The following is a 14,092-nucleotide window of genomic DNA, read 5'->3' as shown; positions in this document are numbered from 1 at the left end:
ATCTTTCGAAGAATTATTATCCATGGCATTTAGATTGGTAATTCATGATAAAAAACATTAACCTTTGTAGTTATTTCTTTACATGAATGTACATTTTAAGCTACAAGTCAATCTTGTTTGTCATTGTAGCTTTGTAATGTTTAAAAGAGAACAATAAACAGTTATAAAGATTAAATTTATATTTTAAAAAAAAAATTACTTTCAATATATTAAAGAAAATCTTTTATGAGAAAAATTTTACCGTACATGGCTGTACTTACTTTCCTGACAGTTTTATCTTGTAGGAATGATGACAACGATTTTCAGGATCAGCAGGAAACAGGTCCAATTTTAAGTTCTGATGCCGGTATATTAAGCAAGAGAATTGATTTCGGAAACGCAGGAGTGCTGGACATGAAGCCGAGCTCCGGTGGGAAAACCGTAACGGCAGGTAATTTTCCCCTTGTATTGGTAGCTGAAGTGGCTCCACCGGTTTACAATGGGAAAACACTTAGAGCAACGCATGTTACGGTAGAAGGAAATTATGCTTATGTATCTTACAACACGGAAGGCGAAACATATCTCGGAGCCATCGAGGTTTTGAATATCACCAATCCGAACGCTCCGCAGCTTGTTATGCAGGCCATTCTTCCGGATACAGACATCAGTTCGGTACGATACGATAACGGCAAATTATATATTGCAGGTGCGAAAGATATTTATGCTTCAGGAGCAGCTTCGCCCGCTTTCGTAGGAAGTATGACGCTTAACGGCGGTATGCTTACCAACTCGCTTCAGCAGACTGTCCTTAATGGGAAGGTAGGAACGGATGTTACTTCAGGCAGCTCTAAATATTATGCTGTTTCAGGAGCAACAGGTGTTTTGGCTCAGCTTAATAAAAGCAGTCAGCAAATTGAAATCTCAATTCTTCTTAACGATCTCAGAGCTTTAGGCTATAACAATAACAAAATTGTTGTCCTTAGCGGAACGGAAGGCGTAAAAATTTATGATGCAAACGGTCTTAATTTAATTACTTCGTTCTCAACTTCCACAGATGTGGCAGAAGCCAAAAGAACAATTGATTTCATCGACGGAAAATTATTGGTTTCAGAAGGATATCATGGAGTAGGAGTTTATAACTTAACTTCAGGAACAAAGCTTCAGACGCTTTCTTTACCTACACAGGTTCCGAATGTTAATCCTTCGGATATTGTAAGCAATGCGGTATCCGTAAATTCAGGAAGAGTATTTGTTGCCAATGGAGGAGCCGGTCTTTATGTATATACTACAGACAATAATCAGCTGAAACTTATGGGTTCGCTTGATTTAACAGGATCATCTAATTTCGTAATGAGCAAAGGGGAATATATCTTCGTTGCAACAGGAACCGGAGGATTAAAAATTATCAAAACCGTAGCTCCTGAAAGTGGTGCTCCCAACTGTTCTGGTTATGCAGTTTACAACGGAAGTGATTGGCTGAATGTAAACTCCGGACAAACATTAGAATACTCCGGAACGAAGAGCCTTCAGGGAATCAATGTAAACCAGACGCTTACATGGTGCGGAGCATTAACAGCTTCTCAGGGGGTTAATCTGAACAGTAACTCAACATTCAACATGTACGGACAATTCTATCAGGGTACACAAAGCAATCCGTGGAATTCTCTTAATATCAACAGCGGGGCGCTTCTTAACCTGAAAGGTAACCTTACAACCTACGGACATATGATTCTTAACAGCAACGCCAACTGGAAAATTGAAGGAAATGTAACGATTTTTGGAAACCTTACCATTAACCAGGGATCCAAGATTGAATTTATCGGAACCAATTCATCCATTACCATCCACGGGACAGTTACTAAAAACGGTACTTCAACCATTACCGGAACATTTACGGATGTAAAAAATAAATTGTAATTAAATATTTAGAAGTATTAAAGGAGGCCAAAAGGTCTCCTTTATTTTATCTGAATTTTTATGGAGATCTTCTTATCCCTGTACCGGATAAACGGTGGTAATAACACCGCTTCCGATGGTTCCCGACTGATCTTCAAACTCAAAATCCATTCCTTCATAGAATTTATCGCTTGGTGTGCCATCATTTATCATCGTAATTTCGGCACTGATAACATCTCCGGGGAATACAAGTTCTGTCTCAGAAAAAGTCTGGCTTGCCATATACAGCCTGGTATCAAAAGGAAATTTCAAAGAAGCCCGGAAACCGGATGAAACAGGCGTGACAATACCTCCATCTTCTGTTGTTTTATAAGTCATTAATGCTTTAAAATGGGGGCGTTTTTTCATGAGATAAATTTTTAAATCAAGCAGCCGAACGTCTAAAACAGTTTAATGATCACTTATTTGTTTTGATGTTTCTGCGGCCTTCTCTATTTTCTTTCTGAAAGATAGTGAAATATTCGGAAACTGCTGTTATGCAAAACTGTCCTGAGACCATCCTAAAACTTTATATATTTCATAAATTTGGATAAAGTTTCTTGAATAATAGTATGGTTAATGATTACAAAAAATATGACTTATTCGGAAAGACCCTGATGCAGAAAATAGAATTGGCAGGGCCTTTCAGATATGATTTTCCTGTGGCCGAACAAGCGTGTTTTATTTATGTAATGAAGGGAGAACTTCAATACAGATCGGATGATAAAGCGGTTAATATCCCTACGGATTATTCATTATTGCTGAATTGTATTAGTTCGGGAAAACATATTCAAAATTCCACTCGCGAGGAAAATTGCCATATTGTTATTGTTACTTTTTATCCTGATATTTTAAAGAAGATTTATGACCGGGATTTGCCGTTGATTTTGCAAAAACCGGAAAGTACTGTTTCAAATAAATCAAATCAAAAGATTAATAACGATTTTCTGATTAAAAAATATGTGGAAGGTCTGCTTTTCTATTTCGAAAATCCTTCGCTCGTGAATGAAGATATCCTGATTCTTAAGCTGAAGGAAATTATTTTATTGCTGGCTCAGTCTGGAAGTGCGCCGTCTGTTCAATTGATCTTATCACAGCTTTTTTCTCCGGCGGCTTATTCTTTTAAGCAGATCATTGAAGCGAATTTATTTTCACAGCTAACCATTGAGCAGCTTGCTGAACAAAACAACCTAAGTGTTTCTTCATTCAAAAGAGAATTTACAAAGCTTTACAACGATACGCCTGCCCATTATATAAGAAACAAAAAACTTGAAAAAGCAGCAGAATTATTACTAATTTCTGATGAAAGAATTACCGATATTGCTTATGAATGCGGATTTAATGATCTTGCAACATTTACCAAGAACTTTCAGGATAAATTCCACAGCAGCCCTTCAAATTACCGTCTCAGCCAGAAAGAGAACAACTGAATAAGTATTTCCGAATATTTCGGAGTTGATTTTTGAACCAAAATCGCAAATATCTGAACCAAATCGCAAAAACATTTTTGTCTATCTGTTGCAACTTTGCCTTGTCGGTTTCAGGGAGAAAATTTTCTCTTACATGCCTGACAATTTTTAGTTAAAAACAAATTTAAATAAACAAAAATGAATTTATCAGGTTTAGGAATTTTTCATACCATCATTGGTATCTTAGCAATTGCAGCAGCAGTAACGGCATTTGTGAAATATGGCAAAATCAACCTTGCTGCAGGTTCAGGGAAAGTATATTTTTATGCAACGCTCGTCACTTCAATTACGGCATTGGGTATTTCAAAACACGGAGGTTTTAATGCAGGGCACGTTTTTTCACTGTTTATCATTATTCTTATTGCTATTGCGTATTTTTTATATTCAAAAAGAAAAGAAAGCAGCAAAGCGAGGTATTTTGAAAATTTTTTACTGTCATTCAGTTTTTTTCTTTCTCTTGTACCCACAGTTAATGAGACATTTACAAGAATTCCGGTTGGTCATCCGCTTGCTAAAAACATTAAAGATCCGGTAATCGGGCAGACCCTTCTTTTTCTCTTTGTTTTTTTTATTGCAGGTTCTGTTTTACAGTTTATAAAACAAAGGAAAATCAACAGTAAAAGTATTTTTGACTAAAATTAATTGAATTCTAATTTATAAAGTATTGTCAATCCTAAGTTATCTTGTCGATTTTTAGAAGTTATATTATATGCATAAGTTATAAGGCACCCGTATTGATGGTGCTTTTTTCATATAAACAATTCAGGATTTTCTCTGATACCCATTAAAGATGGGTCCATAAAGTATATTCCCAAAATAAACTTGTGCAAAAAATAACGGCCGGATAATCTCATTAATTTTAAATCTTTGTAAAGTTGAGTTTTTGTTAATAAACCTTAATGAATAAAAATGGGATAGCTCTTTTTTTTTAAATAATTTTGATGCGTGAAAAGTGAAATATTCTAAAATTTACTTATGTAAATAATTGAATGGGTGATTAATATATAAAGTGTATAATTATTTTTTTTAAAGCAATGATAAGGGCAAAAAAGGAAGATATTCCTATACTGGTAGCACTGCTAGCCGAATCTTTTAAAGATAACCAATCTGCAAATTTTGCTGTGAAGAACAAAAGGTCACTTCCCGGGCTTTTTAAATATTCAGTTGCAAAAGGATTTCTTTTTGGTGATGTCTGGATGAATGAAGATAAAACGGCCTGTGCCATTTTATTGGATCCAAAGAAAAAGAAGTCCGGATTACAATCGGTTTTGCTTGATCTTCAGTTGATCGTTAAAGTCGTGGGATTATCAAAAATTAAAAAAGTTCTGAAGAAAGAGAATATTACTGAGCAAACCCTTCCTCAAAATGTAGATTATATTCATTTATGGTTTCTGGGAGTAGTCCCGAAATTACAGGGAAACGGAATAGGAACTTCGTTTTTACAAGAGCTGATAGAATATTATAAGTCCTCCAAAGAAGCCATGTGCCTGGAAACTTCTACATTGGTAAATATTCCTTTTTATGAAAAGCAGGGATTTTCCAGATATGCCACAAAATATTTCGGGTTTGAATTCTTTTTTTATATAAAACAGTTTTAAAGTATAAAAGAATCTAAATAATTAAGACACTAACGTCAGCAATTGTATCGTAAATAATAATAAAGGAGACCGTTGAAAAACAGTCTCCCTTTGTGTTTTAACCTAAATCTTTTAATTCAGGATATTTTTATTAATGTAGCAATTAATTTATTTTCAATATATTAAGACCAGATTGTCCTGTGGCAACAAATGCCAGGTTATTATTGATATAAATATAATTGGCAGAACCGTTAAGCTTGTAATAACCAACTACTTTAAAGTTCGTTTTATTCAAAACAATGACTCCGTCTGTACCGTTTGCCAGGTAAAGGTAGCAGTTGCTTACGGCAACGGCATTGGTAAGTCCGGTCTGGCTGAAGACATTCTGGTTGTTAACCTTAAAGTTTCTAGGTACAAAAGTACTGATCAGCTGTCCATCGTTTAATCTGATTTTAGCAACCCCTTTATCGCTTAAAGCAAGGTATACATATTCATCATCAAGAACAATTACATTTTTACCGTCGGTTACAGATTGAGCAAGTCCGGCATAATTGTAAACCTTTGCATTTGAACCGTCATTATTGGCAATTCTTAAAGAAGCACCATTCGCCTGGGTTGCTAAAAATACCTGATATGTATTGTTGTGTGCAACATATTTCGCTCTTTCTCCTGCAAAATTAAACTGTTCGGCCACAGAATATCCGTTATTAGGATCCAGCTTGAAGAAACCTCCGCCTGTTGTCCCTGTAGAAGCATAAAGATAATTATTGTAGAAATAAGAATTTTTTGCGGTAGAACTCGGAAGCTTATAATTTACGAATGAAGAAAGATCCTGAGTATTGAACACATTATTGTAAAGCGGTGCCGTAACCAGTTTAGAACCGTTTTTATCTCCGCCTACAGCGTATAATTTATTGTTCGCCACATCAACATTGTTAAATTCGATGTTGTTGAATAATGCTTCGCTTACAAGAGATGGAGCGCTGTAATCCGTCACATTAAGGATTCTGATGGCTCCTTGTGTGTTGCTTCCGGAAAGCGCATCATTGGTATGGTAAGATACATAAGCAAAACCGTTGTTTACCGTAACACCTGTTGCACTAAGCGTAGTGTTGTTGATGGAAGGGCTTACCACATTGGCTACTACCGTAAACTGAAGCTGGCTGTCTGAACAAGGAGCAATACCTTTCTGAGGCGTACATTCTCCTGCCGCAATATAAGTGTTTGAATTTAAAGTAACCTGGTTGTTGATTTTGTTATTGTTTTGTAGAACAGCATACGAAGTATTCACAAAGTTCATATCAATAAATCCTGTGAAAGCAGGAGAAGCGTTAAGGTTTCCGAAAGACATATTCGAAAAATCCATTCTGGCAAAGCTGTTTCCGGTATTGCTTACTTTTCCGTCCACAGAAACGCTTCCGCCGGTAACTTCCGTGAAAGATTGCGGCTTAAGATTTAATACTCCGGAACCGTTTATATGAAATCCTTTTTCAAAAGTTAAATAACCTTCATTATTAAGACTTGCGTTCAGATAGTTGTTCTGTGCATTAAAGACCATTCTGCAGTAGTTGTTTACCGTAGAGCTTCCGTTAAGGCTTTCAGAATTATTAAAGTTTAAATTGTTATAATTGTTAATGATTCCGTCAACAGATCCTGTAGTATACGTTACGAATCCGTAGTTGTTTAAAATACCCCCGGAATTCAGGTGGAAATTGACAGAACTTGAAATTTTACCGTTATTTCCTACTTCTACTTTACCTCCGTTTGGAACGTTGATCCAGTTGGATCCGCCCAGTTCACCCAAAACGATGATCTTTCCTGCAGAATTGAAATTGAATCCTCCTGTAAAGGTGGTACCTTCCGGAATGTAATACGTTTCTCCGTTGTTAATATTATACCAGTTGTTTCCTACAGCAGCAATAGCACCAGAAAGATTAGGGGTATACATTACGGTTTTCTGGGAAACGGAATGTTTCTGTCCGTTTTGGTCGAATCTGATGAAATCAACCGCTGAATTTTTGAGTTCAACACTTTTGGCAAGATCGCCTCCTCCGTATCGAAGGGTGATATCTCCATTGGTAATTGAGTTGGAACTTTCGTTGTTTTCAGGAAGAAGATTGTCTTCCGAAGAACATCCGGTTGCAGCAACAAGAAGGGAAAATCCTATTACTGCGCTTAGTTTTTTAGTCATTGTAAGGGGAAGTTGTTTTGTTTTATAAGGTTTTTTTGAATAGCTAAGTAATTTATGCACCGAATTCACGTGCTTTTTTTGAAGTTTTCTGGGGGTTCCACGGATCTTTGTAAGAATCGTAGAAGAACAATTCGTCGAAATAGGCAATGGTTCTTACGATGCGCATGAAGTATCCCATATACAAAGGATAAAGCGGAACGTAAATGATCTTTGATAAATATTTCTTTTTATTTTTCACTATTACCAGGCAAACGATAAACTGCATAAAATAGAGCAGCAAATATACTAAATATTTGAGAGGCAGCCAAAAAAGCAAGAATTCAGGATTCTCAATTATTATTCTTAGCATATAAATCATCCAGGTAATATCCAGGACCAATCCAAAAAAAACATTTTCAAAAAAAGCGAAAAAGTTAGACCATCTGAAATTCTTGTTAGGGATCCATATATCATAGTGTTTTCTTAACCTGAACCGTACCAGCGAGCGAGACCAGCGTAACCTTTGTTTGGCAAGTTTGTCCCATGCTACAGGAACGTGGGTATTGCAGATGGCGTTCTGCTCAAAGTGAATATTATAGCCTATTTTTCTGATTTTCACCGTAAGATCTCCATCCAGACCCGGACCTACATCCCAGCCACCAACTCTTTCAAGTACTTTTCTCGGGAAAACACCAAATGCTCCTGAGATAATCTTGTAAATTCCAAGACTGGAAAGAACAATCCTGGAAATACTTATCGATTGCTGATACTCCAGATATTGCATGGTAGAAGTAAGGGAATCTTCATCGTTTCTCACCATAAGGTTTCCGCCGACACCACCAACATTTTTATAAACATAAAAGGGGAGGAGGGATTTTTCAATGGCATCGTTGTCAAGAGATGAATCTGCATCAATATGCACAATAAATTTTCCTTTCGAATATTTCAGTCCGAGATTGGCAGCCGATGCTTTTCCGCCACGAATTTCGGACCGGAGGAATTTCGTGATGAAACCTTTCTTCTCAAAAGATCTTCCGATAATTCCCGTATTGTCGGTAGAACCATCATCAACAACGATAATTTCAATATTCTTATACGTCTGCCTCTGCATGGAAACTACCATTTTATGAAGATGTCTTCCTTCATTATGGCCGGGAACAAGAACCGTAACCAAAGGATATTCCCTCATCATTCTTGTATGTGCACGTTCCCATTTGTCTTTACTTAAAAAACGATTTCTGAAGGTAACAAAAAGCACGATGATCTCCAGAATAAGAAATCTCGGAATATCTATGATGAAAACATACCAACCCCAGTTCAGGATGGTAGACCAGTTTGAATACCTGATATTAGAAAAAATAATTTCCCAGAAACTTTCCACTGATAATTCGTTAATTGAGAATTTCGCTGAGGGCTTTTTGGGTAAGCTCGTAATTGTAGATCTTCTCCAGATTCAGTTCAGAAGGGCTCTGTTCTGTTTTGCAATTAATGCAATGTACGCCTATCAGAGGTTTTTGAAATTCATGTTTACAGAGATCGTTCAGGCAGTAGAATACTTTTCCCGGTTTATCATAATCAACACCGAGATTCTTAAGTTCCATACTGCATTTCGGGCATATCATTTTTTCTCCCTGTCGGAAGCTCTGTTCTGTGGCCACGTAAGCACATCTGAAATGGTGGATCAGAACCCTTACCTGAAGATTGTGCTGTTTACATTTAGGACATTCTTCCCTGTAATTCAGAAAGCCGGAATAGCATTTTTTACAGATATGCGAGGTGTCAATATAGTTTCTCTGAAGAAAATCGTTTTTGTAAGCAGTGTTCAGAAGAGCTCTGCCGTGGACATAGGCTTCGGTAGTACCATCATAATACGCTTCGATTCTTGGGTAAGAATATCCGCTGAGAGAGCCTGAACTTTCATGAAATTCAATGTCTTTATTTCTTGAATAATAATACATCAGTGTTTTTTTCAGCAAATCATCTTCGGAAAAAGAAATTGAAGGGTTAAGATTTTTGATGAAATTTAGAATAAATCTGATATAAGGTATTTTGCTTTGTATGTCCAGTTCTTTGATGTAGCCGTCACACAGATGTTTAAGATTAAAATTTTTATATTCTTTATATAAATTTTTCAAATCTTTCCTCAGGAAAACAGGCTTCAGAAAAACCTTCGGATCCGGATGCCTGATCAGCGAAACCAGGAATTTTCTTACATTCAAGGCTTTATCATTGTTGATAATCCAGATGTCTGCATTGTCCGCATCGGGAATTTCGTTTCTGTTGATACAGTCATCCAGCAATTGTGCGCTGATCCCGTTTTCGAGATTCAGTATTTTGTCAGGCATAGATTATGTAAATTTTAGTTTTCTTACTTTCACCGGAATGTTACTGATTTTTACTTCTTCCCAGGACTTTCCGTCTATCGGTACAATATCAATTACCACACCGTATTTATTGTCATTCAAGGTTTTATTGAGAAGAGTATTGTCTTTGATCTCTGATATGGAATAAATTTTCTTTACCTTTCCTGTAAGCGTTTTGTTAAATCCGTACGGCAGTTTTATGGCTACATGATCGCCTTCTTTAAATTCATCCAGATCACTGATGTCAATATATGCCTGTACAAATTGTCTTTTATTCACAATCGAAGTAATAATATCCGATTTATAAGCAACCTGCCCGTCAGCAACTCTGAAACGATCTGTATTTCCGTTTACCGGTGAAGTATAATAATTATGAATACCGGAAGTTCTGTTTTCTTCTCTTGTGAGATTATTTCTTTGGTTGTTAATCTGAGCCATCTTTGCAATTTCGTCATTCAGTGCTTTAATGTCAGCATTTACCGAGGCGAGCTCATAGGTAAGATCGTCAATAGAACGGTCTACATTGGCAAGTTCATTGGGTGTAATCTGGTTAATATATACCAGTTTTTCTTTCCTTTTTTTCTCGTTTTGCCAGAAAGCCACTCTTTTTCTAAGATCAGCGGCAAGGCTTTTCTTTTTTGATATCTGCGCCTTGATTTCTACAATATTATTATCAAAAGAGGTATTGTCTACGAGATTTTTCAGGGAATCCTGAATGCTGTTTTTACGCAGATTAGTGTCATAAAATTCGTAGCTGAACAAGGTGTCGCCTTTTTTTACGGCTGAACCTTCTTTTACCGTATAATTAAGGATTCTTATATCGCTGGTGAATTTTACATCAAATTGCTGCTGTTTGAGAAATCCGTCTGCATAATCAAATATCCAAGATGAAATAATCCATTTCAGGACGGAAAAAACGATCAACAATAAAATGCCAAAATAAATCCAACGGTCCCATCTTCTTTTTTTAACAGGTTTTTCGTAAGATTCTTCTGTTATTTTATCGTCATTAAAATTGATTTCCATTAATTATGGCTTAAAATTATTCATTTGTGATAGATCGTAATACCCGAATTTTGTAACGCCTGCTGCCTGTACATACGCTTCTGCATCCAGAAGATCACTGAATACCTGGAAGTCATTAATTCTGAAAACCCATACATACAGGTCTGGACCCAGGATATTCCTTATTAAAGCTGTTTTATTAAGTTTTTTGTCGAGTGTCAGTACATCATAAGCCATAATGTAGGTCATAATGCTGTTGTCATGTAAAGCAGTGGCTACTTCGGCCGGAAGCTGCATCGGAACACTTACCCCCAAATCCATATTGTTCTGCGTACACCATGTTTTTGAATTGGTAAACAGGTTGATAAGTCTTTGTGCATAAAGATCTACATTGGCTTTATAATCATCAAAGGTGTGGGGTTCAATATCGAGATGTACTCCGGCAAATCCCATATTTTTGGCGTCCTGTAAAGCGACCTGAAGATCAACAAATCCGTTATCTGTAGCAGCATAGGAATTTTCGCCAATCAGGCGATATACCTGGATGTTATTTTGCGCAGCCATTGCCATAAAATCGGCAACTTTTACCATATCCGTCACTTTACCGATTGACAGGAAAACCCGGTTGATATGCCAGTGATTCATCAGGTTGATAATATAGGCATTGGAATAGTTGGTGAAAAAGCTGCTCCAGATATAAGTTTCATTCCCAATATTGTCATTATTGGCTAACTGCTGAGCGCCTGCTGCTGTATCATCTGTTCCGGATAACATTCTGTAATCAAGGTATTTTTCATACAGATCTGATTTTTTATCACAAATTTGTATCTGGTTATTCAATAGTTTTTCGGAGGTAGCAAGGTATGCCGCAGGGCTGAAAGTATTGCTTTTTTCGTTGGTGGAATTCACTTTAAGTTCTGCTTCAAGATATTTTACCTCACTTTCCAATACTTCTATTTCGGATTTTGCAAGGTAATAGTCTCTGTATATTTCACTGAGCCTGTTACGGTATAACAACTGCAGATCCTGGATAGAATTTTCTTTCAGCTTAATCTCATTTTCGCTTTCAATATCGTTCTTACTTCTGCTTACGGGAAGGTTAATAGTAGCACCAACGCTGGCAAAATTCCGGTCTCTTGATAATGCAGAATAATAATTGTAACGCAATTTCAATCTGAGATCAGGCTGCTTATCCCTTCTGCGTTTCATGTCCAGTATTTCCTTTTCCATTTTCAAAGCAGTTTCCTTATCTTTTACCAAAGCACTGAAATTAATATTTTCAACCGGTATAAGATCCGGAATGCCTGAATTTATAATTTCGTTATTAAAGTTTTGATGATCAAACGATTTTGAAAGGCTTTCTAGTGATTTTTTTTCTATGGAAATTTTATCCAGTCTGTATTTCGACTCTGCAGCTTCTGCATCATTTTTTAATCCGATTTTATTTTGTCTAACCGTAAAATCATTTTGAATTTTCAACAGTTTTTCATAATCAGATAAAAGCTTTATTTTTTTTGCATCGAAGGCAGCTCTTACCTGTTCCAGATGTTCTCTGTGGTTGATCTCTTTTTTATATTGCTGTTTTTCTAAAACATTCATACTCCTCATTTTCTCATTAAGAGCATTCTGCATTTTCTGGTTTTTGAGACTTCCTTCTCCTAAGGCAAGCCAGTCCAGGCCCGAAGACACTCTTGCCCGGTAAAAAATATTATCATCATCACCAAACCCCGGGCTGAAGTTGTAGCTCATATCCGAAACCCAATTGAGATGTGGCGTATTTTTAAATTTTATGTTTTTGGAATCAATTGCAGATTCAGTTTTATTTAAAGAAATATCTGACAACGAGAAGTCAATATGATTTGTTTCAGCATTTGTTTTGTCTGCCAGAAGATTTTTCATGATTTCTTTAGCAGCTGTATAAATCTCTTTGTATTCTTCTGCAAGAACGCTTAGGGATTTTGAATTTATACTTAGAGTTGATTTGTTTTGAGCATTAAAGAAGATGAAAAAATTCACCAGTAGTAGAATTTGCAAGAATTTTCGCATATAATGAAATAAATTTTTTGCAAATTTAATTATTTTTATTCAATTTACTTTAATAAAGATGTTTCGTTAAATATTTTTTAATAATAGTTATGATAGATTAAATCTGTATTAGATATTATCTTAAAATTTTTATATCACAAATATTATCAGGCTGTTTGTTTGCAATTTTGTAGGATTTTAAATAAAAATTTGCATTTTCAGATTTTTGTGGTATGTAGAAAAAAATTAATGAAAAACAAATAAGTAATTATTGTGTGAATTATTTTGTTCTGAGTAGTTTTGCTGCTCAATAAAAAAATTAATATGTATAAAAATTCAATTAAAATCCTTGGCTTAGCTGTATTGCTGAACTTCGGTAGCTGTACAAGTGATGAAAATGTTGTGGCAACAGAAACTGTAACTTCTAAAAAAACTAGTGCGAGTGACTTAAAATTGCAATTAAAAAATTACAATGACAATTTTAAAACTACGAATATTTATCAGGACCCGGCAAGTAAAAAGAAGTGGTGGCAGATTGTTGGGCAGGTTGCCGCAATAGCTTCTGGTGATGCAGGAGGAGCTGCAGGAATGGTGTGGGTTGCACAAGGAGTAGCAGGTGCAGTAGGTGCTGCTACTGCTGGAACAGGATGGGCTGTGGTTTCCGGAGGTGCTGCTGTTATAGGAGCTGTAGGAGGATCTTATGCAGCGTATTGCAGTACTGGCGGTCATTGCAGAGGAACTTTTAATAGCGCTTCTCCCCAAGGTTTATCTGTAGTATATGACTTTCCAAAAGACTTTGATCATCTGGAAAATGTAGGAATTTTACATAACTCAGGACTGCAAACAATTTACATGGATGGAAATGAAGTTAATGAATTAGAGTGGGCATATAATAATATACCCAATTTAAAATCAAGTGAATTTGATAAAATATATAACTCACCTGACTTTAAAAAAGGAGCAGACCAAATAAAACAGATTTCTTCCGATTATAAAAATTCTAATTATGATGTACAATCCCTTGTAAACGCATATAGAAATAATGGCTTAATTAATGAAAACTGCTCTGATATATTGTCATTATACTTCGAAGCTACACAAAGCGCTCAAAACTTTGAAGATTATAATAATATAACAAGCTATTATGTTGAGCAGGTGGCAAACTCAAGATTAAGCAGTATTGAAAAAGAATCTTTATTGTCTGCATTTTCAGTATCTATACAGAGTTTTTACTATTGGTTGAATATGGAAACTGAATAAAATGGAAAAGAAAAAATTGCTAATTTTTGAAATCTTAATCGCATTATTTCTTATTTCACAATATGAGATTATTGTGCGACAAAATAATTTTTTGGCAATGGCATCATATATATTAATTTTATTATTATTATGTATTGATTTTCTCTCCTATACCTACAAAACTATTTTCAAACGTAACCAATCAGAAAAGAAATAGATATCTTATAAACAGAATGAAGCCGTCTCATTTCACGAGTCGGCTTCATTTTTTGATATTATTGTTATTCAAATTATTTTGGAAATTTTCTTTGCGATCATTGAAAATGGCTT

At 35.7% G+C, this 14,092-nt stretch carries 11 protein-coding genes; 5 read left to right on the top strand and 6 right to left on the bottom strand.

Annotation, left to right across the window (positions count from 1 at the left end; all coding sequences use genetic code 11):
* Window positions 1–225: 225 nt before the first annotated feature.
* Window positions 226–1,896 (top strand): LVIVD repeat-containing protein, encoded by a 1,671-nt coding sequence (locus BUA76_RS13070; RefSeq protein WP_072885251.1) that lies wholly within the window; start codon window positions 226–228, stop codon window positions 1,894–1,896.
* A 72-nt stretch (window positions 1,897–1,968) separates the two neighbouring features.
* On the opposite strand, the gene BUA76_RS13065 is transcribed toward BUA76_RS13070, so the two are convergent.
* Complete coding sequence (locus BUA76_RS13065; protein WP_143149908.1) at window positions 1,969–2,283, bottom strand: hypothetical protein; 315 nt, start codon at window positions 2,281–2,283, stop codon at window positions 1,969–1,971.
* 203 nt (window positions 2,284–2,486) lie between these two features.
* Between BUA76_RS13065 and BUA76_RS13060 the strand changes: the two genes are divergently transcribed.
* The 3 genes from BUA76_RS13060 (at window position 2,487) to BUA76_RS13050 (ending at window position 4,981) form a co-directional block, all read left to right on the top strand.
* Window positions 2,487–3,344 (top strand): helix-turn-helix domain-containing protein, encoded by an 858-nt coding sequence (locus BUA76_RS13060; RefSeq protein ID WP_072885249.1) that lies wholly within the window; start codon window positions 2,487–2,489, stop codon window positions 3,342–3,344.
* A 177-nt stretch (window positions 3,345–3,521) separates the two neighbouring features.
* Window positions 3,522–4,019 (top strand): hypothetical protein, encoded by a 498-nt coding sequence (locus BUA76_RS13055; RefSeq protein WP_072885248.1) that lies wholly within the window; start codon window positions 3,522–3,524, stop codon window positions 4,017–4,019.
* Between the two features lie 398 nt (window positions 4,020–4,417).
* Window positions 4,418–4,981, top strand: coding sequence for a GNAT family N-acetyltransferase (locus BUA76_RS13050; protein WP_072885247.1), 564 nt, complete (start codon window positions 4,418–4,420; stop codon window positions 4,979–4,981).
* Between the two features lie 142 nt (window positions 4,982–5,123).
* Here BUA76_RS13050 and BUA76_RS13045 read toward each other — a convergent pair whose 3' ends face one another.
* From BUA76_RS13045 to BUA76_RS13025, 5 genes are read right to left on the bottom strand one after another with little or no spacing between them, the layout of a single operon-like run.
* On the bottom strand, window positions 5,124–7,151 hold the full coding sequence (locus tag BUA76_RS13045; protein WP_072885246.1) for an LVIVD repeat-containing protein: 2,028 nt from the start codon (window positions 7,149–7,151) through the stop codon (window positions 5,124–5,126).
* Window positions 7,152–7,203: 52 nt separating this feature from the next.
* On the bottom strand, window positions 7,204–8,511 hold the full coding sequence (locus BUA76_RS13040; RefSeq protein ID WP_083573236.1) for a glycosyltransferase family 2 protein: 1,308 nt from the start codon (window positions 8,509–8,511) through the stop codon (window positions 7,204–7,206).
* Between the two features lie 10 nt (window positions 8,512–8,521).
* The gene (locus BUA76_RS13035) at window positions 8,522–9,475 is read right to left on the bottom strand and encodes a TackOD1 domain-containing metal-binding protein (protein WP_072885244.1); all 954 of its coding nucleotides are present in this window, start codon (window positions 9,473–9,475) and stop codon (window positions 8,522–8,524) included.
* Window positions 9,476–9,478: 3 nt separating this feature from the next.
* Window positions 9,479–10,519, bottom strand: coding sequence for an HlyD family secretion protein (locus tag BUA76_RS13030; RefSeq protein WP_072885243.1), 1,041 nt, complete (start codon window positions 10,517–10,519; stop codon window positions 9,479–9,481).
* Between the two features lie 3 nt (window positions 10,520–10,522).
* Window positions 10,523–12,514, bottom strand: coding sequence for a TolC family protein (locus BUA76_RS13025; RefSeq protein WP_143149907.1), 1,992 nt, complete (start codon window positions 12,512–12,514; stop codon window positions 10,523–10,525).
* Between the two features lie 333 nt (window positions 12,515–12,847).
* Between BUA76_RS13025 and BUA76_RS13020 the strand changes: the two genes are divergently transcribed.
* Entirely contained in the window at window positions 12,848–13,783 is a 936-nt protein-coding gene (locus BUA76_RS13020; RefSeq protein WP_072885241.1) for a hypothetical protein, read from the top strand.
* Window positions 13,784–14,092 lie beyond the last annotated feature (309 nt).

This window comes from Chryseobacterium takakiae, assembly GCF_900129385.1.
In the GTDB taxonomy this organism is placed as follows: domain Bacteria; phylum Bacteroidota; class Bacteroidia; order Flavobacteriales; family Weeksellaceae; genus Chryseobacterium; species Chryseobacterium takakiae.
This window is presented reverse-complemented; position numbering and strand designations above follow the sequence as displayed.